Source organism: Pseudanabaena cinerea FACHB-1277, assembly GCF_014696345.1.
Lineage (GTDB): Bacteria > Cyanobacteriota > Cyanobacteriia > Pseudanabaenales > Pseudanabaenaceae > Pseudanabaena > Pseudanabaena cinerea.
In genome coordinates this window covers 1-24867 of the sequence record NZ_JACJPY010000067.1, presented here as the reverse complement: position 1 = coordinate 24867, position 24867 = coordinate 1, and the positions used below count along the sequence as shown (strand labels likewise).

Genomic DNA, 24867 nt, shown 5'->3' with positions numbered 1-24867 from the left:
TCGAAGTGGGACTTTCTTGGGCACAGTTGTTTTCTATTCAATATGTCTTCTGACTGACTCCATATATACCTTTCGTATCCTCACTTGGCGGAACCACTGCCACGATGCTAGAAATTGCCAAAATGTAAGTAGGGCTTGCTGAAAAAGTGAGAAAAGCATACAAGCAATGGTTTTTAAGGCGATCGCAAATTGATAAAATGTAAGGAAAAGCAGAAAAAATTTAACTAATCAGCCTAAGTGGTGTTTTCACAGGGCTGATTAGTTACGACTTTTGGCTCTATTCCCAAAAGTCCAAATTAAGAAGATCGTCAAGTGATCGGCTAAATTGCCATGTTTCTGGAAACTTTGTTGTTTTATATTCTGGACGCAGTTTTTTGAGGCATTGCTGATAAACCGTATCAAGGATTATTGAATAGTCGTTCTGCAAGCTGGGAGAAGTTTCTATCAGATCTTCGATTTCAGGACGAATATTGCGAATTGTGCGTTCCCATCCGTTGTATTCTAGTGGCATATCGACATAGCATCGTTTTATAATATGCTCGATGAGGGCGCGAATTTGTCCCTTAAGCGAATTTTTCTGAGCTTTTCCCAATGAGTCAATCTCCTCGATCAAGTTGTTAATATCTATTTGCGTAAAGTCACCAGCTTGTAAATGGTTAATTGTTTCTTCTGTCCATAGAAAGAAATCACGGTCGTATAAATTTGATGATTTTATTGGGATTAAAGCTTGTGTCATTGGTTTGTGACTCCTCGCTAAAGTATGCGATCGCCTATTTGATATTCTAAACTTAATAGGTTTTTTCTATTCTAAACGAAATTTGCTGCCTGATCGTCGCTTCATCCAATATAAACCCGATCGCCTCTCAACATCCACAAACCCGATCGCCTGTTTTGGGCAACGGCAACTTAGACTCGCTTTAGCTCAAGCCAACGCTTCTCTCCCTGACCAGAAAGGTAAGCCAACCGCTCGTCCTACCTTGCGTTGGGTTCTTCAGTGCTTTCTCTCTGTTCATTTAATCTTTTATAATAATCTGAAACTTCAGATTAAACTCTCCGATAGACAGAAGCTAATTTTGCAGTTTCTTGGCGCTTCCTCCCGCAAATATTATTTTTTGTCCTCAATAACCTGCTGAATGTAGGTTACAAAATCAGCGATCGCCTTTTTGAACCATTACTTGATCAAACATGCCACAAACAGGGGCACATGGCAAAACCCTGCAACAGATTTTATAATTTAATTTTTGGTATTAAGTAGATCAGCATATTAAAACCTAAAATCAGAGATTGTTCCGCCCGCTACGCGGGCGGAACAATCTCTTCGGTTTTCAGTTTATTTATGCCTAGCTACTTACTACGGATTGCCGATCAAAGTGAATGCAGCCCAGTAAAACGGATGAGCATATTCTTGACTCTTTAACATCTTGACTTGAGCTTTTCTTAAACTGCCTGAAATAGAAGCCCCTTGCCTTAAACCAGAATAGAAATTATCCATCAACTTTGGTGTACTTTCGTCAGCGATTTCCCACAAAGTCGCAACTACCGTATTCACTCCAGCCGACCGAGCTAAACCAGCAAAAGCTAATCTAGACTTGGGATCATCATCAGCAGTTTGACAAGCACTTAGAACTAATAAATCCACTGCTTTAGTCTGACTATCTGCCTTCCCAAGTTTTAAACTGCGAAATGAGTCGATTGCTAAAGGTAACTTGTCGTCCCAAAAATATATGCCATTGAATTGAGGATTTTGCGAAATAACGGCATGGGTAGCAATGTGTAAAACATTCTGTTCAAACTTTTGTCGCAGCGATCGTAAATTATCTTGAGTAAACTCATTATTAAGGTAATATTTACCTTCTTTAGTGATTAAACCTAGCTCACTTGGCACATTATCCAAAGGTTTATCGCTAAGCTCAGGAAATTTCGTAAAATCAGACATTCCCATAGCCAAAACTTGTTTAGGTTCAATCGGCTTTGCTGGTTTCACTTCTCTAAAATCAGATAAAGACAAGCTGGGAATTGAAGAAATATTATACTTCTCAATTAAATATTCTTTACCATCATAAAGAGCCGCGAAAGGAACACTTCTAAGCCTTCCACTAGTAACAATAATAACGGTCTCGATTTTCTGCTCGTTAAGTTTATTCTTTAAATTATCTGTAAATATCACATCATAGAGACTTTTGGCAAATTTCTGATACTCCAACAAATTTTGCTCGGCTCTATCTTTTCTATTTGCATTGTCTTCAACACCACGAATAAACTGATCAAGATTAGTGTTTATAGTTTCCTCAGGAGGTAAGTTTTGATCGCCAGACTTAGTTTGACTGGTAATCAAGGCTCTTGCGATGGATACTTCAGCAGAACTGCTATCCAAATATTGACGAGGTTGGTAGCCTAAATAAAGAACAGCAGTTTTTGTGCCTGATACTTGTTCAAGATACTTAATATCTTCCTTGATATCTTCAAATGTTTTATTTGTACCTTCTAGAATACCAACTTGTTTAAATTCTTCTCGTAAGCTATCTTCAATGCTTTCTACAAAGTCTTTAATTGTTGATACGTTGTTAATCCGACTAGATTGGACTCCCGAAACTACACTGGCGGCTTGGGCAATATTGCTAGTTGGACTAATACCCGAACCTGTCAAAATTTGGAGGTTGCCTAGAGTAAAGCTATCGAAGAAAATCTCATTAAACAACGTAACGGAACCCGTTGTAATCGCTCCTATCGTGCCATTCCCAGTCTCCAAATTGCCCCCACCAATTCTGAAAGGATTATTCGTTACGAACCTGCCGCCACCAGCATCAATAGTGCCAGTATGCTTAATGTCAATACCACCACCAGGGATACGACCAGCCGTTGATATAGTTACTTGGTTATTGCCAACGATTGAAGACGAGAATGTTGCCGTACCTAAGAGTAAGCCTCTAAAAGTATTAGCGTCATCAAAGTTAATAGCAACGTTGCCGCCTGTAGTACCACCCTCAGCATTAATGTAATCAAAGGTGAACTTCAGTGGGTCGATAATTACATTACCTGCTTTTCCTTGAGTAGAGCTACTGTTAATCTCTCTTGTCGTGATCGTTTGCCTAGCGATAAGACTAACACTTCCGCCTGCGCCAGAGATAGAACTGCTATTAATTCCACCTGTTGTGATAGCTTGCCCAGCCGTTAAGCCAATAGTCCCGCCTGCGCCAGAGGTGGAACTACTGTTAATTGCACCTGTTGTGATAGTTTGCCCAGCACCTAAGGTAACACTACCTCCTTGCTGATTACTATTGGTGTTGATGTCGCCAGTTTTAATTTCGCCAACAGCACTGCTACCAGATTCACTAACTTTTAGATCAACTGCTCCCCCGATCGCTGTTCCAGAGGTATTAATCGCCCCTGTATCAATTAAGTTGCTTGTGGTAGTGATAGATAACTTCCCACCTTCACTAACATTACCCGAACCTGTTGATATATTCCCTGTTTTAATCACACCACCATTGCTAACTAATGTTACATTACGACCTTGAGAAGCAATCCCTTGGGCTGTAATGTTATTCACCGCATTGATCGTCAAAAAGCGAGAATTTGCATCTATGCTGCTATTAAAAAACAGACTATCTCCAGCGATCGCCACATCATTAGTCAAAAATACAGGTGCGTTATAAGTCTGATTAGCTGATGTACTGATGTTGCCGTTGAGATTAACTTGGTTAGCATTAGCCAATAGACTCAGTAAGCTAACAGTGCTATTAAAATTCAACTGAGCAGCAGATGTTGCCGCAAAATTAGTCGCCAAGCCCGTCACGGTTTGCTGAAACGTAATATTTCCGACAGCATTAACACTGCGATTTATACCGCTAAGTTGCGTTGCACCCGTGATCAATATATTGCCGCTTGCGGTCAAGTTGCCGCCAAGGTTGACTAGAGGTGCTTTCAAATCAAGACTGCCGCTATTTTGGACATTGCCATTAATAGCGATCGCGCCTGTACCAGTTTGACCAGTTTGAATAGTTACCAGTGGGTTTTTTAACGTAATTCCACTAGCATCAACACTGACATTAGCAGTACTATCACTGCGCCCAATAGTTAAAGCGGCGAAATCACCTTTGATCGATGCCAAATCCTGAGAAGTTAAAGTGAGTGCGCTAGGAATGTTGTCAGTGCCGCCCAAAACAATTGGACGATTACTGGTAGAAGTTTCTAAAGTTAAGGTTCCTGTACCTCTAACAGCAGCATCACCACCATTGAAATTGATCTCTGAGGAACTCAGGGTGAGATTGATAGCCTTAGCATCTAGAACATTAGCGATTTGAATAGAACCATTAGCTGATGATAGGCGGCGATCGCCATTACCCATCAATTCCACTAAGGCACTGTTAAAAGTTTGGTTGCCAGTAGTAGTCACATTAGCGTTTAGCTCTACCTTACTGCCAGTTGTAGTTAAACTCGTGAGAGCTGCCGTATTACCAATTTGCTGACGAAAGGTTGCCGTTCCAGATCCGCTATTAACAGTCAAATTCTGATTTGCACCATTGACAGTGCCATCAAATGTGATCGCTTGTCCTGTTAGGGTTGGATTATTAGCAAGAGTTACCTCTCCGCCGTAATTCTGAGTACCTGTAGTCGCAATATTTGCGCTGATTTTAGTAGTTGCCTGAGACTTTGTATCCACAGAAGTCGCAGTGACATTACCACCAAAAGCTGTACTACCTGAAGCTCCATCAGATTTAATAGTGCCAGCATTTACGGTGTTCTTGAAATCGGTTAAACCTGTTGTCGTTGTTGTGATATTACCTAAAGTATTAACACTACCAACTTTCCCCGTAAAAGTAATATTTGCACCATCTGAACTACTGATGCTTAAATTACTGCTTGAGCCTGCCTTACTATCAACTGCACCATCAAATGTGATGCCTTTACCTATTAACACTGGATTATTAGCAAGATTTACTGCCCCTGTGTAGGATTGAGAACCAGTAGTTATAACGTTGGCATTGAGATTAGTGACTTTGGTTGAGGTAACTTCTAGTTTGGTTGAGGTAACGTCACCGCCAATAGTTGTGGTGTCGGCTGTAGTGGTGATAGCTCCCAGTGAACTTGTAGATCCTACTTTGTCTTTGAATTCTAGATTCCCTGTACTATTAGCAGTCAAGTTCTGATTTGCACCATTTACTTTGTCATTAAATGTAATATTTTTTCCTGTCAGGGTTGGATTGTTAGTAAGATTTACCGCACCTGTATAGGTTTGCGAATCGCTAGTAGTAATGTTGGCATTGAGATTAGTGGCTGTGGTTGAGGTGACTGCTAGTTGGGTTGCATTAACTGTATCATCGCCAATATTGTCGCCAATAGTTGTTGTAGCTGCATTTGTGGTGATGGCTCCCAATGGATTTGCTTGGGTTCCCACTGCGGCTTTGAATTCTAGATTTCCCGTGCCGCTATTAACAGTCAGGTTCTGGGTCGCGCCATTGACCGTGCCGTCAAATGAAATCCCTTGCCCTGTCAGGATTGGATTATTTGCAAGAGTTACGGCTCCACCGTAAGCCTGAGTACCCGTAGTCGTAATGTTTGCACTGATTTGAGTAGCTTTTTGAGACTTTGTATCCACAGAAATCGCATTGACATTTCCACCAAAAGCTGTGCTGCCTGAAGTTCCATCAGATTTAATAATGCCAGCATTTATGGTGTTCTTGAAATCAGTTAAACCTGTTGTCGTTGTTGTGATATTACCTAATGGATTTGTTGTTCCTACTGCTGCTTTAAATTCAATGTTGCTTATTCCACCATTAACAGTCAGATTCTGGTTTGCGCCATTGACAATGCCATCAAATGCGATGCCTTGTCCTGTCAGAGTGGGATTGTTAGCGAGATTTACCGCGCCTGTATAGGTTTGTGAACCTGTAGTCCCAATATTACCATTGATATTGGTTACATTAGTTGAGGTAACTGCTAGTTGGGTTGCGTTAAATGTTGTATTACCAATGGTTGTTGTTGCTGCATTTGTGGTGACAGTTCCCAATGGATTTGCCACTGTTCCCACTGCTGCTTTAAATTCTAGATCTCCCGTGCCGCTATTAACAGTCAGGTTCTGATTAGCACCATTGACCGTGCCATTGAATACAATCCCTCGACCTGTTAGGGTTGGGTTATTAGCAAGAGTTACTGCTCCGCCATAAGCCTGACTACCTGTAGTCGTAATGTTTGCACTGATTTGAGTAGTGGCTTGAGCCTTTGTATCTACAGAAATTGCATTGACAGCACCACCAAAAGCAGTTCTACCTAAAAAGCCATCCGATTTGATAATGCCAGCATTCACCGTGTCTTTGAAATCAGTTAAACCCGCCGTTGTTGTTTTGATATCGCCTAAAGCAGTAGTGACACTACCAACTTTCCCCGTAAAAGTGATATTTGCGCCTGTCGGGCTATCAATGCTTAAATTGCTGCTCAAGCCAGCTTTACTATCGACCGTGCCATTAAACTTGATCTCATTACCATTAGTTGACAAAGAAATATTAGCTGCATCTAACTGCAAATTACCATAGGTCTGTTTACCAGTTGTAAAAACATTACCGCCAAGTTGAGTTTTCGATTGAGCAGTTGTATCGAGGGAGGCTGCTGTTATAGAGGTGAATCCTATTACGCCACTACCTTTGGCGACAACATCACCACCGACAAAATCAGCAAATTGAATAGTGCCATTGCTGGTTGTTGTTAATGTCCCCGCCTTTAATGCTGCTGTGGTTACTGTCCCTTTAAAGTTAGTATTTCCATTAGCAGATTCAGTCGTAAGACTGCTATTAATTGTCAATGATTGATCAGCAACAATGTTGCCAGTACCTGCAACAGAAAGCCGCAAATTGTCGCTAGTAAGATTGCCATTGGTGACAATATCCCCTTGGTTAACGTTGGTTCCAGAGGAGGTAACTGTTAATTGCCCTGCGTTATCTGTAACACCTGTGTTTATAGTTGCGGTATTGGCAGCATTTAGGATATCTGGCAATGTCAAAGTTTTGATACCGTTCGCCAACTGACTAGCATCTACTTCAATACTTAAAAGGCTGCCTGTTGGCGTAATCCTTACCAAAGAGCTACCAGGCACAGCCACGATTGAAACGTTACCTGTATTTGTAGCGTTTAGAGTGCCTGTATTAATTACAGTGCCACCAACTAGATTGAGGTTGTTACCTGCGGTTACAGCGAGATTGGCAGCATTGATCACGCCGCTAGGATTGGCTAGTGAGAAAATAAATCTGGTTGGATTGCCATCAAGGGCTGTGAAATCGTTATCACCAACAGCTTTAAAAATTCCACCTGCAAATCCGATCGCTGATGATGTCGTGGCACTAAAAGACGCAGGCACATTAAGGCTGGCATTAGGACCAAATACTATGCCTGTCGGATTCATTAAATAAAGGTTGGAATTTCCACCTGTAACCTGAATCAGACCATTAATTAACGATGCTTCGCCGCCAGAGACTCTGCCTAAAATATTTTGTATGTTTGGAGTAGCTAGAAAGTTAGCAATTTGTGCAGCATCTAGCCCAAATCTTTGAAAGTCGTGGAATAAATTAGAGCCATCAGCCGAGGAAGCACCCCCACTAATATCAAATTGGTTGCCCGTGAGGTTTACTACAGTATTAGTTGTATTTGTATTTGCTGGAGCAATGTTTTGCGCTTGGATAGGAATAATAGGAATTGTCGTGAAGCTACCAATAATGCCAAACAAGCCAAAACTGATCACACGACTAATTGAATAGTTATTCATTGCTAGCTTCTCACAACCCAAGTATAAAATCTCCCACGCATAATAGACTAGGCTTACCCAAAACTCAAGCATATTCACAAATTATGTCAACCCAGTTCATAAAGTTTATGTATTCTGAACTCAATTCAGAAAACTTAAGACAGAAAACACAAGTTATCAGAAAAATGGGTTTCAAACCCTGTACTTTCAGCACGATCTTATATTAATATCTAACTTTGAGCTAAAATATATAGCGTAGGATTTAGATAAATCTATGCCAGTACCTAAGGCAAAGCTAAATGGCAAGGCAGAGTAGTACATCTGATTGACTGACAAAGCTCCCTCAAAAGTAGTCAGGATGTCCGCACTACAGAGGTTTTAATTTGTAGGTCAGACATCTTGTCTAATAAAGATTTCAAGCATTTTTTTCAGTTAATGAGGCTGTACAGCCTCATTGATGAGGCAATTCGTACTAATTTGTCTATCTAATCTGTCTATATGTATGTAATAAAACTTTGAGTCTATGGTATGGATGTCAAGCATAGGGATAAATACGATCTTAAAAAGAAAATAGCAGACAGAAAAGATTTACGAAATTTTTGACTTTTGCCAAGTTGATGCAAGTCTGCTTGATAAGTTGTCTTGCGGAATCAGGAATTTACGTTGCGTTACTCGCAGGAAATGTCAATAATGTATTAGATCTTAGTTTTTAAATATTTTAAATATTATATGGATAGTAAGTTAGCGATCGCCTATCTTGGCGCTTTAGTAGTGCTGTTAGTAGTTGTTATTTGGTTGGTTGTTCGGCAAATTATCAAGGCGCGGAGCCTTGAGAAAGTAATTTCTGACCTTCAGCCTAAGTTGCAAAAGGAAAAAGGCTCTCCCGAAGACTATTATCAATTGGGTAGCGTTTATTTGCGGAAAAAGCTCTATGCTCAGGCGATCGCCCTATTTAATAAGGCGATCAAGGAGGGGGGCGACAATATGGCTGAGGTTTACAATGCCCTTGGCTTTGCCTATTTTTCGCAAGAGCAGTATGACTTAGCGATTAAAAACTATAAAGAGGCAATCGCCTTGCAAGAAGGTTATGTAACCGCCCTTAATAATTTGGCTCATGCCTACGAGAAAAAGAGGCTATTACCGCAAGCGATCGATATGTATGAGCAGGTATTGTTACTAGACAACAAAAATGAAACTGCTAAGCGGCGCTTGACCTCTCTGCGTAAGCAGGTTGTACCTAGCTCTTAAGCACGTTATTAGGGATGTTTCGCATCCCTTAATGCTTAGCCTCAATTAAGCCACCGCCTAGTAATAGATCATCGTGATAAAACACGGCAGCTTGCCCAGGCGTAATGCTGAATTGTGACTCATCAAAAATGATACGGGCGCGATCGCCTGCAAGGGGAAATACCGTGGCGGGGGCGGCAGCAGTGCGATAGCGCACCTGTACTTCGGCATGAAATGGCGTATCGGTGGGGGCGATCGATACCCAATTTAATTGATTGATGGTGCATTCTTGGTCATGGGCTTCTGTGCGATCGCCCACGATGACTTCATTTTTGATCGGATCGAGAGCAATCACATATAAAGGATTGGCAGCCGCTACGCCTAAACCTTTGCGCTGACCGATGGTGTAGTGATACGTGCCATCATGCTCACCCAAAATATTGCCCTGTGTATCAACGATTTTGCCCTTGATCGGGGTGAGATATTTGTCAAGAAATGCTTTCATGGAGCCGTTTGCCTCCACTAAGCATAAATCCATGCTTTCGGGCTTGTCGGCGGTGGCTAAGCCAAATTCGGCGGCAATTTTGCGGGTTTCGACCTTGGTGCGATCGCCCAAGGGAAAAATGCAACAGCTTAGCTCATCCTGTCCTACTTCATAGAGAAAGTAAGACTGATCCTTAGTGGCATCAACGGCGCGGCGCAATTCATAACGCCCAGATGCAGGATTGAAGTTTAGCTTGGCATAATGCCCTGTGGCAATCTTATTGATGCCTAAATGTTCTCGCGCATAGGTCATCATGGGCGTAAACTTCACCGCCTTGTTGCAACGGGAGCAGGGCAGAGGTGTGGAGCCTGCGGCATAGCCCGTCACCAAGTAATTAATAATATTTTGTTCAAATACATCCCGACTATCGACAATTTCGTGATGAATGCCTAGCTCTTCGCATAGCCGCGCCGCATCTACCATGCCCTCAGAACAGCACTGCCCCTTACCACGCATCAGCCAGAGGGTCAAGCCCGTGACATCGTAACCCTGACGGTGCAGTAATGCTGCCGCCACGGAACTATCCACCCCACCCGATAAGCCCACAACCACTTTTTCTCTAGGTTGGGCTGTTGCTTGGGTAGTTACATTTTGGGGGCGATCGCTAATGCTAAGCCCTAGTTCTAAGTTTGACATTGGTGATGTTTGAACGGTTACGAACTGCTAATTGTGAAGCAAATCCCATTATAGCGTTGCCAGTTTGGTTATAAGTAGCCCAGCGTAATTAAAACCTAAAACCAGAAGCTGTACCGCCCACTTAGCCAGTGGGACAGCGTTCTAGGTTTTTAGTAATAGTGGAAGAGGGCTGGCACGGGGGCGCAGTCCCTACGAAAAATTCAAATTATTCAGGTAGGGGGAATTACCCCGTGGTTGCCCTGCTGTGCTGATTTTTAGATGAATTTACATCAGTACAATCGCATTTTTATAAATTGGTATGAAACATTAATAGATTACAATAGGCTAATTGGCGTATAATCATAGATGGATATGATTATTTAAAGATAAAACTTGTATTTTATATGATCAAAGGTTTAGAGACTATGACTTCCAATTATGCAATCAAAGCTTACAGCTTTAGGGATGTTGACTATTATATGGAGCGCATTCCTGAAACTATTGTCAAGAAGTTGAGTGAAGAGGAGCGTACCAAGCTCAAAGGGTTGATTGCCTCGACCCTTCCCCAGCCAGCACCGAAATTAATAGATCTGAGGTTTGAGATTAATTTGATTGTGGCGAGGTACTTTTTCGTTCTGTTTGTTGGCAATGATCGCTATGCAAAACTCTATACAAACCAGAGAATCAGTCAAGATTCGCAACAGTATCGCCTTACTAGTGCTTGGAGAAGGTTTGCCCATAGATTGACGGCGGTGTTGCTGTTTTTAATAATCAATCTCATGACTAGTGTATGCATCATTGCTTTTGCATACTTGACAGCGCGATTCCTTGGATTTCACCCATTAGCTTAAGTAACGTCAGCATTTTCTGCCGATTTCAAAATTGAGGGTTCTGTAAATTATTACAGGTAAATTACTACAAGTGAATGGTTGTATGATTGTCTAACGGCAAAACATCACTAAAAGCTTCAAAATATTCTTTAACGGCTGGGGGAAACTGGGGGAAATGGAACTGTGCATCACCATCGGCAATATTTGCCCAAAAATAGCGCAGTTCGGGGGTAAGGGTTTCGGCGACTTCTGTTGGCAGATTGAGGGGGGCATGGGTAAGTAACCTTAAAACAAATGGATGGGAACGATCGCCCATCCATTCCCGTGAGAAGTGCAGGAAGTCTGGCTGTTCGGGAATAGATTTGACGCGAAAGGATTCGATTTCTAAGCGATCGCCTGCTTGATCTGAGCAATAGGTGAGAACGCGGTAAGGATGGGGATAGCTGACGAGGGAGCCAGTGGTGATGTCATAGAGATCGTAACGATCGCTGTAGGCAATATCTTGGACATGGAGATGACCTGTAAATACCAGCTTAATGTTAGCGCGATGCAAAATCTCACATAATTGATGATTATTGCCTAGCATATAGCGCTTGCCGAGGGCATTGGTGGACTGCTCATGCATATGTTCTAAAACATTGTGATGAATCGTTACCAAATTCAGGGCATAGTCTTCTGAACGTTCCAAAACGATGTGCAACCAATCTAGCTGTTCCTGATCGATCCAGCCAATCTGCTGTTCTGCCTCATCAAATTGATTGGAGTTTAGGCCAATTAAACGCACATGGGGCAGAATTTCCTGTTCGTAATAGAGCTTTCGGGGGGCAGTGATGCCTTGGGGAAATCCAAATTTGGTGTAATGGGGTGTGAATTGATCGAAGGTTTCAATTTTAGGCACATCATGGTTGCCTGCGATCACATAGACAGGATAGGGCAGATGGGCTAAGCGATCGGCTAACCATTGATGGTTTTCAGCCTCGCCATGCTGAGTTAGGTCGCCAGGTAATAGTAAAAAATCTATATCCAAATTGGCAAGATGGGCAAGGACTGACTCAAAGGCGGAAATGCTGTATTCGACTAAATGAAATCTTGCGGGATGGTGCCAAATTGTGTGAGGCAAGGCAATGTGCAGATCTGAGGCGATCGCAAACTTAAATTTAAACGGCTTAAACTTAAACGCCACCGATAACTGACCATGAGTAATTACATTTTTATTATATAGCCACAGCCAATCAAGTTAGGACATAAAAGCCAAAAGCGAGTTTCGCCTAATATGCATCGCTAATATGAATCGTCAATATGTCAAAATTAAGAAAGAAAGCCCAAGATATTTCCCGTTGATCTAGCCATGCAGCAATTACTTTATATCGAAATTCCCACACCAGCGATCGCCGCCGTCACTGCATGGTTGCAAACTGCGTATCAGCCGCCCTTTGGTAAAAAGTCAATTGCTAAACATGGATTCATTCTTGACAGGCAAAACTCGGCGGGGGCGATCGCCCAATTATCGATATTTACTTGGACATTGCAACGTACCACCTATCTCAAGGTCTTTCGTTGGTCAGAAGAGGCGATGGATGGCGAACAGGAGTTGCTTCAGCATTTAACTAAATCGGTGCGACAGGCTTTTCCCTATGAATTTAAATTGCCACCCGCGATCGCCCCAAATCAATCAATTTTTGAGGCTTTGGCCACTGAATATCCGCTCACGGTTAAGTTTTTTCAACGCATTCCCAATGGTGAATATGACCTCAATCGGGTGTATTGGTGGGAACAACGCTGGCGGCAGAGTGTGAAGTCACCCCAAAATCCATCTCAGGTAATCTTTCGGGAGGCTGAATCTGAATTGGCGACTAATTCAGAATTAACTTACGATATTATCTATCTCGGAGGCGCTTTGGGGGCAATCCATGCGGCGATGATGGCAAAATTGGGCTATCGCGTTTGTCTAGTGGAGCGCATTCCCTTTGGGCGCATGAATCGGGAATGGAATATTTCCCGTGCAGAATTTCAGAACCTAATTGATTTTGGTCTATTCACAACTGCCGAATTTGAGCAGATGATCACGGCGGAATATGTGGATGGTTTTAATAAGTTTTTTGATAGCAATAATCCGCCCCATCTCAAAGCCAAGGTGCTGCATACGCCAACGGTGCTGAATATTGCCATTGATACCAATCGCCTTTTAGAAATCTGTGGTCAGAAATTGCATCAGTATGGCGCAGTAATTTGCGATCGCACCGAATTTGAGAAGGTGGTTGTCAATGATCGCGGGGCGATGGTTTATGCTAGAAATCTGGAAACGGGGGCAAATGTCACCCTGCAAGGACGCTTGGTAATTGACGCGATGGGTTCCGCATCGGCGATCGCCCAACAGCTAAATGCAGGTCAGGCTTTTGATAGTGTCTGTCCCACGGTGGGGGCAGTTTTGGAAGGCATTGATACCAATGTTTGGGACAAGCAATATGGCGATGTGCTGTTTAGTCATGGCGATATTTCGCGAGGGCGACAATTGATTTGGGAATTATTTCCTGCGGAGGGCAACGAGCTAACGGTCTATCTATTTCACTATCACCAGGTCCATCCCGATAACCCTGGTTCGCTTTTGGAAATGTACGAAGACTTTTTTACGATTTTGCCAGAATATCGCCGTTGTGATATGGATAAATTAGTATGGAAAAAGGCAACCTTTGGCTATATCACAGGGCATTACAGCTTTAATGAAGATTCTAAAAAATGTGCCTTTGAGCGAATTCTGGCGATCGGTGATGCCGCCTCTTTGCAGTCACCCCTTGTATTTACAGGGTTTGGCTCCCTTGTTCGCAACCTGCCTCGCCTTGCAGTTTTGCTAGACACTGCCCTCAAACATGACCTACTCACCGCCGATGATCTCAGTCAGATCAATGCCTATCAAAGCAATATCGCGGTAACTTGGCTATTTTCTAAGGGCATGATGGTTCCGACAGGGATGCACTTACCACCTGAACGGATTAACTCAATGCTGAATACTTTTTTTGGGTTACTAGCCGATGAGCCGCAACCCGTCAGCGATCGCTTCATCAAGGATCGTCTGAGTTGGTTAATGTTTAATCGCCTCGCTCTCATTGCCGCCTTTAAGAATCCGAAACTGATTCTTTGGATTTTGGAAATGGCGGGAACCCAAGATTTATTAAAATGGCTCTCTAGCTATGGTGCATTCACCCGCAGTTCGTTAACCAATGCGATTTTGGGCAATTGGCTACCATCCCTAATTAGAAATTGCCAATCATGGCTAGAACCCCAAAATCCCCGTCTATGGTTGCGGCTATTGAGCTGGAGCTATGCCATCAATTATTCGGTGGGTAAGCCCCATAGGGTGATTGGTGAATCGCATCTATGATCTGTAAATAGGCTTGCTTGAGCTGCGTAAATATGGGCTGGATCGCAGCGATCGCCTGTTCATGATTAATGTCGATCACCAAGTTGCTAGCTGGATCGTAATGAGAACTGATTATTTTTTCTAAGTCCGCCGCGATCGCCGAGAGTGCATACATTCCTAAATTAGCTGAAGAGCCTTTGATGTAATGGGTGCTATGGGCGATTTCGGCAACATTATGGGCGGCGATCGCTGTTTCTAGATCTTGCACAATCGTAGGCATTGACTCTAAATAAATTGTCAGCAAGTCTGTTTTGAATTCAGCATTACCATCAGTAATCTCATCAATATAGTTCCAATCAATTAAAGGGGCGACATCTTGAGATGGAAACTGCTCTGCATCGTCTCTTTCCGTAATTCTTTGCGCCCATTCTGATAGTTTATTAGCAAGGTCTTCTTTACGAATGGGCTTGCTGAGATAATCATCCATCCCAATGGCAAGGCAGTGATCGCGATCCTCCTTCATTGCATTAGCGGTCATAGCAATAACCACCACCTGCGACTTTGTTGATGCTAACGCCCGAATCGCCTTCGTGGTTTCGTAACCATCTAATTCTGGCATCTGGCAATCCATCAAAATAATGTCATAATCAATGCAGTCTAATAAGTTCAAAGCCTCCCGTCCATTGCCAGCCACATCGGCTTCATAGCCTAGACTGCGAAGTTGATGCAGGGCTACCTTTTGATTGATCGGGCTGTCCTCAGCGATCAGAATTTTTAATTTTGGACGTTGACTTTCCTTCGGAACGGGAGATAAATCATCTGGTGTCAAATGCCCTTTCGCATTGCTAGTTGTTTTATATTTAATTTCATTATCCCTTGGCTTTACAACAATTTCCATTAATACATCCAACAGTCGCGACTGTTTGACTGGCTTGATCAAATAGAATTCAAAGCCCAAATCTCTACCTCGATTGATGCCCCCCTGCTGATTGAGAGATGTCAACATCACGAGCTTTGTGTCTCTCAAGAGGGGGTCATTCTTAATTACCTTGCCTAGCATCTCACCATCTAGCTCAGGCATTTGCATATCGAGAATGGCTAATTGATAGGGATCAGCATCAGCGATCGCTTGATGCATTACGGCGATCGCCGATGCTGATCCCTGAATGGCATCCACCCGCATCTGCCAAGCAGTTAATTGATATTGCAGAATCTTACAATTAGTTTCGCTATCATCAACCACCAACACCCGCACATCTTGCAGATTGAACTGCGGTGATGGCTTCTGCGAATGAATCTTTTCTGGAGTTTGTTTTGCAAAGGGAACCACAAACCAGAATTGCGAGCCTCTGCCCTCTTCACTATCAAGACCAATATCCCCACCCATTAGATCGATCAACTGTTTACAAATTGCCAATCCTAGCCCCGTACCGCCATATTTGCGTGTAGTTGAGGCATCAACCTGAGTAAATGGTTGAAATAGCCGAGCCTGTGCCTCTGAAGCTATGCCGATACCTGTATCCGAGATGCTAAATTCAATATAGGCAGTGGTTTCCGATTCATCTTTTAGCGATATTTTAACAATTACTTCCCCATTAGATGTAAATTTGATCGCATTACTAATTAAGTTAGTGAGAACTTGCCTTAAACGAGTCACATCGCCAACTAGGTGCAAAGGCACATTTTGATGGATCAATGAGGCTAGTTCGAGTTGTTTTGAATGTGCCATCATTGCCAAGAGGTCAATCACTTCTTCAACACAGATATTTAACTCAAAATCAATTTCTTCGAGTTCCATTTCATTAGCTTCGAGTTTAGAAAAATCCAGAATTTCATTAATTAATGTCAAAAGATTTTCCCCACTGACCCGAATCGTACTGACAAAATCTCTTTGCAACGGCGAAAGCTCGGTATCTGTCAGCAAACCTGTCATGCCCAATACAGCGTTCATGGGTGTGCGAATCTCATGGCTCATGGTCGCTAGGAAGGAGCTTTTCATCTTGGTTGCCGATTCTGCCTGTTGACGGGCTTCTTCTAATTCAACATTCTTTTGCAAGATTTGAATACTGCGTTCTTTTTCTTGGGCTAGGAGAGTGGCTTGATAGAGGGCAATTCCCACTTGGCTAGCAATTTCAGTGGCAAAATTTACTTCAAAATTGCGCCATTGGCGCGGTTCACTACATTGATGAATGATTAATAGCCCCCATAGTCGCTCACTTTCTAAAATTGGCACAACCAGATTTGCTTTTACTTGAAACCTCGCCATTAGTGATTTGTAACATTCAGGCATTTCTGAATTAGCTATATCGTCATGGATCACAACCCGTCCTTGGCGGTAGCCATCCCAAAGCCCGTTACGAAAACAGGTATCCTCAATATTGGAACCAAGCACCGATCTCCATTCAGGCGCAACCGATTCGACAACTACATCCCCTTCCCATTCACCATTAAACTGATAGACCACAACGCGATCGGTTTTCATAAATTGCCGCACCTCATCTACTGTTGTGCTGAGGATTTCTTGAATATCCAGCGATTGACGAATCCGCAAAGTGATTTGCGAAAATACAAGCGATCGCCAATTTTGTAACCTAACTTCTTCTTCCACCCTGCGGCGCTCGGTTATATCGATACCAGTACCGATCAAGTATTCCACTTGATGATTGGGGTTTATTAAAGTTTTCATTGACCAATTAACTAAGAGGCGATCGCCATTTTTATGAAGCCAAGTATTTTCACTAGCAGTCAAATCATCATGCGCCACTGCCGCTAGGTTTTGCTGAAAGAGGTCTTGATCTTCAGGTAATAGAAATATTTTGGCAAAGTTCTTATTTTTAACTTCTTCGTAACTATAGCCTGTGACCTTCTCGCACTCACGGTTAAACCGCACAATCTTGCCTTGGGGATCGGTGACAAATACTAATGCTCCTGTGGTGTCGAGAATTGCTGTTGTAAACTCACTTTCACTTTCAAGACGACTTTGTAGCTGCAAGCGAATCCGAGTCTCTCGATAAACTAAATAAAATAAAATGCTTAACACCGCCAAAATAGCAATGAGCGTAAGAACGGATACTCTGGAGCTATCGCTAATTACGGTACTACTGCGATCAAACCATTGGTTGACGACATCCTGCTGTGTATCGACTAATTCACGCAGGTGGATTTCGGTTAGGTTGAGTTCATCTTGCTGCATTAAGTCAGTTAACTGCTTTTGCGCTCCCCTAAGACCCGCAGATTCATAAATTAATAGTAATTGACGTGAGTTTTGCAATTCCTTTTGAATTTGCTGTAACAGTAATTTTACGGTTTGGAGATAATCAGAATTTTGTCGAAAATATTGACTATATTTTGTGCTGCCAAAGTCTTTGGTGGCTCTCTGCAATGCTTGAGAGTCTTGTTCTAATTGAGCTTCAAGTATTTCGTACTCTTCTAGGTATTGGCGATCGCCTGAAAGTATGTAGCTAATTATTGCCAAGCGTAGTTCGCGTAAATGCCCAGTCAGCCTTGTCAGCTTGTCCCCAAATTGCCTCTGTTCATGGTTAATCCGATAGAAATTTTGCAAATTTTGCACATTCTGGAAAGAAACAATACTAGAACCTGCAACCAGTGAAGCGGCAATACCCAACCAGAGTGCAATTTTAGCTAGAAATTTGCCCTGATTATGTGACTTAGATTTGGTTGGCAAAGTTTGACGACCGATCTCCGCAAGACTTTGCCGCGTCTCAATCAGATAACAAACTTGGCGGCTAAGTTGTTTGAGGGCATTAATTTGTTCAGGTGTAAGGATGCGGGGTTTGTCATCAATGACACAAAGGGTTCCTAACACATAACCTTCAACGGTGATGATTGGTACGCCTGCATAAAAGCGAATATATGGTGCTTCCAACACTAAGGGGTTATCTTTAAATCGCTCATCTTGGTGAGTGTCATTAACAATAAAAATATCATTCTGCAAAATGGCATAGGCACAGAAAGCGAGTTTGCGACTAGTTTCAGGGCTGCTAATGCCCACCCTTGATTTAAACCACTGGCGATCGCGATCAACAAAACTCACCAAAGCATAGGGAACTTGGCAAATATGCGCCGCTAGGCTAGTAATATCATCAAACCCCTCCTCTGGCTCGGTGTCCAAGATATTGCAGCGATATAGTGCGGCAATTCTTTCGGGTTCATTAGCAGGCATTGGTGCAGGAATCATGGTATTGCTAGAGCTTGTTGCCCTTGTTGCAGGTTGTTTTACAGCGCTTGGCGTTCTAACTCAGATCAAGAAAAAGCTTATAAGCCTTACTTGGCAATGGTTGCAGGCTTTTTTGATGAATCGTTTGATTGGCAATTGTAGTAATTTACAGTCAGATATAGATCATTATAGAGGGCGATCGCAAGGCAAATTTTGCTTAATTATTATTCTAAATAAATAGTGAAACCAAGCTTTACATTGCCTAAATCACCATTACCAGCACTTGATCCCCCTGCGGCACATAGGTCTGATGCACTCGCATCACCGCGATCGCCTTGGTGCTAGTAATACTGACGAGATTACCTGAGCTATAGTTCTGCTTGGGGGCAAAAAGCGGTTTGCCCTTAACATAGGTTAACTCGCCCCAAAGATAGGTTTCGCGCCGTCCTTGGGAATGTAAGTCTTGAGTGGTATGGGCTTGGATGAATTGCGGAACCCATTCCCTAGGATTGGCTCCATTTAACTTGGCGATCGCGCCACGAATAAACCGCCAGAAGCAGATCATGGCTGAGGCTGGATTGCCTGGTAAGCCAAAGCAAATTATCGGTCGATGGGCGGGCTTAGAAATTGTGGCAACTGTAAGCGGCTTACCAGGTTTTATGGCGACCGATCGCCCGTGAATATCGGCTCCGAGAGACTCTAATAGCTGTTCTACATGGTCATAGTCGCCCACCGATACGCCACCCGATGAAATGATCAGATCCGCCTCGGCGATCGCCCGTTGAAATAGTTCTCGCATGGCTTGGCGATCGTCTGCCACTGTTCCTAAAGGGATGGCGATCGCCCCTGCTTGCGTCACGAGGGCAGCAAGGGCATGGAGATTGGAGTCGATGATTTGACCCGATGCTAAAGTGCCGTGATGATGGGCGGTCTTTGCAAAACTAGCTAAGCTCACCAACTCATCGCCTGTGGAGATAATTGCCACCTTGGGCTGTCGCAAAACCTGTACCTGTGATTGCCCGATCGCCGCGATCGCGCCAATCTCTGTCGCCCCCAACCTTGTCCCCGCCCCTAATAATTTATCGCCCGCCTTGATATATTCCCCTTGGCGGCGCACATATTCCCCCTGTGTTGGTTTTGCCTTAAGTTTCAAAAATTTACCTGCCTCGGTCATCACAACCTCCGTATCCTCCTGCATAATCACCGTATCTGCACCCAAGGGCATCATGCCCCCCGTGAATATTCGCATGGCTTCTCGGTTGCCAAGGGTGAGTTGATTGTTGTGACCTGCGGCGATCGCGGTAGGGGCGATCGCAAATTGGCAAGCTTCAAGATTTAGCTCTAAGTCAACTAAATCAGCATAATGCAGGGCATAACCATCCATTGCCGCACTATGCCAATGCGGAAGATCCCAGTTGCTATAAATATCTGTGGCTAAAATTCGCTGCAACCCTTGCGATATCTCAATCAATTCACTATCCTGTTCAGAATTAAAGGGATGGATGAGATTTAAGATAATTTTCTCGGCTTCAGCTACAGATAACATGGATCAGCTCTTCCCTGTGAATAATTGGTGATGCAAGGCGAAGCTTTGCGCCCTCCTTAAAATCCTGTCACAAATCGCTGTAAAATTGAGCCATGCGTATAGATGTTATTACCCTTTTCCCAGAGTTTTTTACTTCGCCATTGCAGACCAGCTTGCTCGGTAAGGCGATCGCCAACCAGATTGCGACAGTACATCTCACCAATCCGCGCGACTTTACCACCGACAAGCACCATCGAGTCGATGATGAACCCTATGGCGGCGGCGTAGGAATGCTGATGAAACCCGAACCAATTTTTGCGGCGGTGGAGTCTCTGCCTAGCTTGCCCAAGCGGGAAATCATTTATCTCACTCCTCAGGGGCAACCGATGCAGCAAAATCTGTTTAAAGAACTAGTAAATTATGATCAATTGGTTCTCATCTGTGGCAGCTATGAAGGAATTGATGAGAGGGTATGTGATCATCTCGTTACTCGTGAAGTTTCCCTTGGCGATTTTGTGCTGACCTGCGGTGAAATCCCTGCGCTGGCATTGATCAATGGCGTGGTGAGGCTGCGCCCTGGCACAGTTGCCAAACAGGATTCTCTTAAATTTGAAAGCTTTGAAGATGGACTATTAGACTATCCACAATACACAAGACCACCTGTATTTCGCGGTTGGGAAGTTCCTGAAGTGTTGCGATCGGGTAATCATCAGTTAATCGCTGATTGGCGCAAGCAACAGCAACTGCTCCGCACCCAACAGCGCCGCCCTGATTTGTTATGACCCACTCACTCAAAGGCGATCGCCTCGACCTCAAAAAATAGCAGTTACATAGGGCGATCGCTTATCATCAAGGTTTTATCTTGGATTAAGAGATGGCGCAACCATGTGAAGCACCCTTACTTTTCACGTCATCTCTGAAATGCTTTCTAGACAAGAGTTTCAGGATTAACTATATTTGCAATAAATGTCGCTTAATGACAATATACAACGCTAGAATTAAGCATTGTTTTTTTGTTCTTATTTATAAGTATTTGAGATTTTTGGGTTATCCACGAATGACAATAATCGATCTTCCTGCGGGACTGGTGGCGATTTCGGTGGTGGTGCGATCGCTTAGGGGTAATAGATCGGGACGGCGATCAAAAATCACCAGCCAACCTGTATCTAAATTCAATCCTGATAAATACTTATCCAATTGCTGCAATCCCTCATCTAAAGGATCGCGTTTGCCTTCTCGCCATACTTTTAACTCCATTGCTAAGATGACTTTACCATAATGCAAACAGATATCCATGCGACCAGAACCGATCGCATATTCACGCTCTATAGTTCCACCACCATTAACAACACGATGCAGAAAAGCCATTAAGACAATATGGGGGGCAATTTCGGGATAGGGAGTACTTTTAAATAAGGGTTCGCCATGTTGTTTCCAAAATCCTAGAAATGCTTCCAGTAATTCCATTGGCATCAATTCACCTTTGTCACTTAACCATCTTGATTCAATTCTCCCCATCGAAGCATTCGTAGTATAGCTTAAAACTCTAGGCAAAACTTCTTGATAAATGGGATTAGCAATTTCCAAACCCTGACCATTATCGATTTTACATAGTCCCAAATCTACTAGATACTGAATATCATCATTAGGAACATTTGGTAAATCCTGCCCTGCTAAAATTGGTTGCATCACTGCTTTTACTCGATCTTCTCTTAATCTTTCAGCAAGACTATCTAAATGGGTATCTTGTCTTTGTATGAGAATCTCTTTGGCTTGATTTATTAAATCTACTGTAATTGGAGTTGCGACATCTGGGGCTAATACTTCAGTCGCTTGACGGGCGATCGCATTGACTAACCAAGGTTGACCATCGGTCAAATAAAAGGCTCTTTCTATAGCTTCGGGTGTAAAAATTTGTCCAGTTGCTTCTGTATGTTGTTTATAAAGATTTTTCACATCAGCTAAACTGAAGTTCTGCAATGTCAGTGATTCTACTTTGATGTTGAACGGACTTGATGAATTTAAGCGTTGACTACCACCACCAGCAATTTTATAGTCGCGCACATCGCGCATTCCTATGAGAGCTAAGGAATGGGGGAAACCTTGTGGACGGTTGGGATAGCCCGATCGCAATTGTCTTAATACCGATATTAAAGTTTCATCACTCAATGCTTCTATTTCATCCAGAAATACGACAAGAGGACGTGATGCTTTTTTTGCCCAGTTACTCAACAATGTGCCGATCATGCTTCCTGCATTTGTATCTGGCCATTCTGGAGGATAAAGATTTTCAGGCAATCGAAATTTAATAGATTGTTTCCATTCGTCTAAAATAGCTCGTTCGGCAGCCCCTGGATCGTGGGGAAAGACTGCACCTACTTCGAGCGAGAGCAGCACGGCTGTATAGGCTCCACTGGCGGTTAATTCCTGAGCAAGGGTTAACATGGCGGTGGTTTTGCCTGTTTGTCGAGGGGCGTGGATCACAAAGTAGTTGCGTTGGGCGATTAGTTTCTCTAGCTGTGGCAAGCGATCGCCTGTGGGCAAGGTGTAGTGAATGTCTGATTGACATGGACCAGCCGTATTAAAAAATTTTGGTATGGTCATATAAAATCTAGTATAAGGGGATACACCATTTAGTTTTCTTTGTCGTGACGTAGTAGTACCTATAAAAGTACTATACAAATCCGTTACGAAACTACATAGTTAATACAAACTGTTAAGGTTATGACTTTAGACCTGACTATTTTTAACGTTACTGGTGATGGTGTTGTCGATGGCATCAGTACTTTTAAGGGCAGTTCGTCTAACAGGTCAGATTTTGGCTAGTGATACTACCCCAATCAGTATTTTTCAGTCAGAGCTTCAGGGATTGGAGTCAACCACAGGTATAGTTTTACAGGCAAATGGCAATATAACTAGCCAAAGTAACCTTACGGCGATAAATTTTGCGACTTTGGCAGGTGATGGTGGCGGCAATATTGAGACTCAAAAGCCGATCGCTTTGAGATAATAAGGCGGCGGCTAGAATAGGTGCGTCTTTAGACTCAATGATCGTTTCCCATTTAACTACATCTGCGATCGCAGGATTAGGCAAGATTTCAGGATTAATAACGTTTAGGATTTGTTTGAGGATTGGCAAGACTTTGGGTGTTGTTGCTCCTGCCAAATTGCTTGACGTTCTCCTTGTAGTCCTTCTAGAAGTTCATCAACGGTGATATTATTTGCATTCATTAAGGTCTGTAAATACTTGGCTGGCAGGATAGCCGATCGCTTCGCCACTGGTTAGATCGCGATCGCGTGCTTCGGCTTCTTCGAGCCAGTCGTTTGTAATGCGATCGCTCAGATGTTGTTCTATTTCCTGACGCAGGGCGCGATAGTTGGACATATGTTTAAGCCACTCCATAGCCTGTATAGGGTCTTTTGTAGGGAGGATGTAAACCAAGCACGATGTCTTCTTTGGGAATACCGAGTTCTAGCAGTTCTTGACCGATGTCAATGTCGGTTGTGTTTTGCTGTAGCCAGATCTTGCCATCTTTGATGTCAAAATGCAGCACGATATAATAAACCCGCTTTAACCCTTTCCAGCCAATACGCATCAGTTGATAGCGATCGCGCACGGTGTCAAAAATCAACTCACTCTGTACATCGTCTTGGGTTTTAAAATGACTATGCTTTTCCAGAAGATTTTGAATGTATAGACGGTAATTTTCTAGTTTATCCATTTGATTATCTCCTCAGCGATGGGTTCATAAACAATCAGCTTTAATTGATAGCGATCAAATGTAAAGCAATTGGTTAGCAATTTCATCGGCTGTCAAAGTATCGAGAAGCATGGCAACTCTTTCGGCAATTTCATAGGGATTTCTCCGTTTGGCGATTATGATTCCTGCGTGTGTTTGGTTATTCAAGACATAGCTCGTGTGGAGTTTTTCAAAATCGAGTCGGTTGTGGGTGAGCATACAACGTCCCATTGATGCGGCGAAAGATAGTTGTTGGGGATCGAGTTCGCCTAAAGTTTTCTGCTGTCTTGCTGTGGTTGCGTCTAATCCTCTAGCGATGAGTAGGGTAGCAACTAGAATATCCACATCTTCATCAATGTAAATTTGAGCGAAAATAGTCATCTTTGATTTAGTCTAGCTTTAATGATTGGGTGGACTAGCTCATCGGGAACGTGGTTGCGTTCGATGTATTCGTTGATTTCGGCTTGGTTGTCTAGGTAAAAGCTAAGGGCATCAAAGATTTGGGCGAGGTTGAGATGTGGTAAGTGTAATGGAATCTCTTCTGGTCTAACTCCTAAGCGCCAGTTTGCAACGATCGCTCTAACAGGTGTTCTGGTTCCATCGATGATTGGCTCACCTGAGAGGATTTCAGGGTTACGGGTGACATGGCGGGAGATGGTTGCTGTTTTCATGATGATTTACTATTTGATTTGAACTGTCATGAATATTCTTGAAAATCTTCTAGGGGTTCATCAAAGTCTTCGGGTAATGGCAAAACGAATGTACCTTTTAATATACCTACTCGACGTTTTGTAATGGGAGATGGGGCTTGATGATCGGCATAAAGTAGCTCGTCAACTCGTTCAGATAGGTTGGTCATGCCACTGTCGCCCATGCCTATACATTTGGGGCGCTGTTTCCTTTTAGTCGGTTGATTATCCATGCGTCTAATTGTTCAGGATTACTTCCGTTTGCGCCAATAATTAGGTTTCGCTCATGTGGGTAAATAGGTGAAAGGAGGGACAAGAAGACGGCGGAGGAAGTCAAAATCAATCCAACGTAAATTGTAAGCCCACTCAAACATGGCTACATAGAGATGCAGATACTTTTTATGGATACCGCGAAATGGACGAACAA

General features: G+C 43.1%; 17 protein-coding genes. 4 read left to right on the top strand and 13 right to left on the bottom strand.

The window, feature by feature from the left end:
* Positions 1 to 277: 277 nt before the first annotated feature.
* On the bottom strand, positions 278 to 736 hold the full coding sequence (locus tag H6F44_RS16995) for a DUF29 domain-containing protein (protein ID WP_190352224.1): 459 nt from the start codon (positions 734 to 736) through the stop codon (positions 278 to 280).
* Between the two features lie 615 nt (positions 737 to 1351).
* On the bottom strand, positions 1352 to 7756 hold the full coding sequence (locus H6F44_RS16990) for a CHAT domain-containing protein (RefSeq protein WP_190352223.1): 6405 nt from the start codon (positions 7754 to 7756) through the stop codon (positions 1352 to 1354).
* A gap of 708 nt (positions 7757 to 8464) precedes the next feature.
* Here H6F44_RS16990 and H6F44_RS16985 point away from each other — a divergent pair.
* Positions 8465 to 8983 carry a tetratricopeptide repeat protein gene (locus H6F44_RS16985; protein ID WP_190352222.1) on the top strand — a complete coding sequence of 173 codons (519 nt, stop codon included), beginning with the start codon at positions 8465 to 8467 and terminating at the stop codon, positions 8981 to 8983.
* Between the two features lie 28 nt (positions 8984 to 9011).
* On the opposite strand, the gene mnmA is transcribed toward H6F44_RS16985, so the two are convergent.
* Entirely contained in the window at positions 9012 to 10142 is a 1131-nt protein-coding gene (gene mnmA / locus H6F44_RS16980) for a tRNA 2-thiouridine(34) synthase MnmA (protein WP_190352221.1), read from the bottom strand.
* A 404-nt stretch (positions 10143 to 10546) separates the two neighbouring features.
* Here mnmA and H6F44_RS16975 point away from each other — a divergent pair, with 404 nt between their 5' ends.
* Positions 10547 to 10972, top strand: a complete 426-nt coding sequence (locus tag H6F44_RS16975) for a hypothetical protein (protein ID WP_190352220.1) — start codon at positions 10547 to 10549, stop codon at positions 10970 to 10972.
* Between the two features lie 64 nt (positions 10973 to 11036).
* Here the strand turns inward: H6F44_RS16975 and H6F44_RS16970 are convergent, their stop codons facing one another.
* Positions 11037 to 12134 (bottom strand): metallophosphoesterase family protein, encoded by a 1098-nt coding sequence (locus H6F44_RS16970; protein ID WP_190352219.1) that lies wholly within the window; start codon positions 12132 to 12134, stop codon positions 11037 to 11039.
* Between the two features lie 165 nt (positions 12135 to 12299).
* Between H6F44_RS16970 and H6F44_RS16965 the strand changes: the two genes are divergently transcribed.
* Entirely contained in the window at positions 12300 to 14330 is a 2031-nt protein-coding gene (locus H6F44_RS16965) for an NAD(P)/FAD-dependent oxidoreductase (RefSeq protein WP_190352218.1), read from the top strand.
* On the opposite strand, the gene H6F44_RS16960 is transcribed toward H6F44_RS16965, so the two are convergent.
* A complete protein-coding gene (locus tag H6F44_RS16960) occupies positions 14278 to 18507 on the bottom strand; it encodes a GAF domain-containing protein (protein ID WP_190352217.1) in 4230 nt (1409 codons plus the stop codon). The genes H6F44_RS16965 and H6F44_RS16960 overlap by 53 nt on opposite strands.
* Before the next feature lie 241 nt (positions 18508 to 18748).
* Positions 18749 to 20032: a molybdopterin molybdotransferase MoeA gene (locus H6F44_RS16955; protein ID WP_190352216.1), complete on the bottom strand. Its 1284-nt coding sequence runs from the start codon at positions 20030 to 20032 to the stop codon at positions 18749 to 18751.
* Positions 20033 to 20124: 92 nt separating this feature from the next.
* On the opposite strand from H6F44_RS16955, the gene trmD reads away from it, so the two are divergent.
* Positions 20125 to 20793, top strand: coding sequence for a tRNA (guanosine(37)-N1)-methyltransferase TrmD (trmD, locus tag H6F44_RS16950; RefSeq protein WP_190352215.1), 669 nt, complete (start codon positions 20125 to 20127; stop codon positions 20791 to 20793).
* A gap of 265 nt (positions 20794 to 21058) precedes the next feature.
* Here trmD and H6F44_RS16945 read toward each other — a convergent pair whose 3' ends face one another.
* From H6F44_RS16945 to H6F44_RS16915, 7 genes are all read right to left on the bottom strand, one after another.
* The gene (locus H6F44_RS16945; protein ID WP_190352225.1) at positions 21059 to 22609 is read right to left on the bottom strand and encodes an ATP-binding protein; all 1551 of its coding nucleotides are present in this window, start codon (positions 22607 to 22609) and stop codon (positions 21059 to 21061) included.
* A 295-nt stretch (positions 22610 to 22904) separates the two neighbouring features.
* Positions 22905 to 23177 (bottom strand): hypothetical protein, encoded by a 273-nt coding sequence (locus H6F44_RS16940; protein ID WP_190352214.1) that lies wholly within the window; start codon positions 23175 to 23177, stop codon positions 22905 to 22907.
* 51 nt (positions 23178 to 23228) lie between these two features.
* Positions 23229 to 23396 carry a hypothetical protein gene (locus H6F44_RS16935; RefSeq protein ID WP_190352213.1) on the bottom strand — a complete coding sequence of 56 codons (168 nt, stop codon included), beginning with the start codon at positions 23394 to 23396 and terminating at the stop codon, positions 23229 to 23231.
* Positions 23397 to 23400: 4 nt separating this feature from the next.
* Positions 23401 to 23733 carry a XisI protein gene (locus H6F44_RS16930; protein WP_190352212.1) on the bottom strand — a complete coding sequence of 111 codons (333 nt, stop codon included), beginning with the start codon at positions 23731 to 23733 and terminating at the stop codon, positions 23401 to 23403.
* 54 nt (positions 23734 to 23787) lie between these two features.
* A complete protein-coding gene (locus H6F44_RS16925; RefSeq protein ID WP_190352211.1) occupies positions 23788 to 24132 on the bottom strand; it encodes a DUF5615 family PIN-like protein in 345 nt (114 codons plus the stop codon).
* Complete coding sequence (locus H6F44_RS16920) at positions 24129 to 24422, bottom strand: DUF433 domain-containing protein (protein ID WP_190352210.1); 294 nt, start codon at positions 24420 to 24422, stop codon at positions 24129 to 24131. Before H6F44_RS16920 ends, H6F44_RS16925 begins: the two co-directional genes overlap by 4 nt.
* Before the next feature lie 26 nt (positions 24423 to 24448).
* Positions 24449 to 24673 (bottom strand): DUF2281 domain-containing protein, encoded by a 225-nt coding sequence (locus H6F44_RS16915; RefSeq protein ID WP_190352209.1) that lies wholly within the window; start codon positions 24671 to 24673, stop codon positions 24449 to 24451.
* Positions 24674 to 24867: the final 194 nt, after the last annotated feature.

What these genes read in the sequence shown, in the direction of transcription:
- mnmA (WP_190352221.1), bottom strand. Translation starts at nt 10,142, where the DNA reads ATGTCAAACTTAGAACTAGGGCTTAGCATTAGCGATCGCCCCCAAAAT.
- H6F44_RS16990 (WP_190352223.1), bottom strand. Translation starts at nt 7,756, where the DNA reads ATGAATAACTATTCAATTAGTCGTGTGATCAGTTTTGGCTTGTTTGGC.
- H6F44_RS16925 (WP_190352211.1), bottom strand. Translation starts at nt 24,132, where the DNA reads ATGACTATTTTCGCTCAAATTTACATTGATGAAGATGTGGATATTCTA.
- H6F44_RS16935 (WP_190352213.1), bottom strand. Translation starts at nt 23,396, where the DNA reads ATGTCCAACTATCGCGCCCTGCGTCAGGAAATAGAACAACATCTGAGC.
- H6F44_RS16930 (WP_190352212.1), bottom strand. Translation starts at nt 23,733, where the DNA reads ATGGATAAACTAGAAAATTACCGTCTATACATTCAAAATCTTCTGGAA.
- H6F44_RS16955 (WP_190352216.1), bottom strand. Translation starts at nt 20,032, where the DNA reads ATGTTATCTGTAGCTGAAGCCGAGAAAATTATCTTAAATCTCATCCAT.
- H6F44_RS16920 (WP_190352210.1), bottom strand. Translation starts at nt 24,422, where the DNA reads ATGAAAACAGCAACCATCTCCCGCCATGTCACCCGTAACCCTGAAATC.
- H6F44_RS16960 (WP_190352217.1), bottom strand. Translation starts at nt 18,507, where the DNA reads ATGATTCCTGCACCAATGCCTGCTAATGAACCCGAAAGAATTGCCGCA.
- H6F44_RS16965 (WP_190352218.1), top strand. Translation starts at nt 12,300, where the DNA reads ATGCAGCAATTACTTTATATCGAAATTCCCACACCAGCGATCGCCGCC.
- trmD (WP_190352215.1), top strand. Translation starts at nt 20,125, where the DNA reads ATGCGTATAGATGTTATTACCCTTTTCCCAGAGTTTTTTACTTCGCCA.
- H6F44_RS16985 (WP_190352222.1), top strand. Translation starts at nt 8,465, where the DNA reads ATGGATAGTAAGTTAGCGATCGCCTATCTTGGCGCTTTAGTAGTGCTG.
- H6F44_RS16975 (WP_190352220.1), top strand. Translation starts at nt 10,547, where the DNA reads ATGACTTCCAATTATGCAATCAAAGCTTACAGCTTTAGGGATGTTGAC.
- H6F44_RS16915 (WP_190352209.1), bottom strand. Translation starts at nt 24,673, where the DNA reads ATGGATAATCAACCGACTAAAAGGAAACAGCGCCCCAAATGTATAGGC.
- H6F44_RS16995 (WP_190352224.1), bottom strand. Translation starts at nt 736, where the DNA reads ATGACACAAGCTTTAATCCCAATAAAATCATCAAATTTATACGACCGT.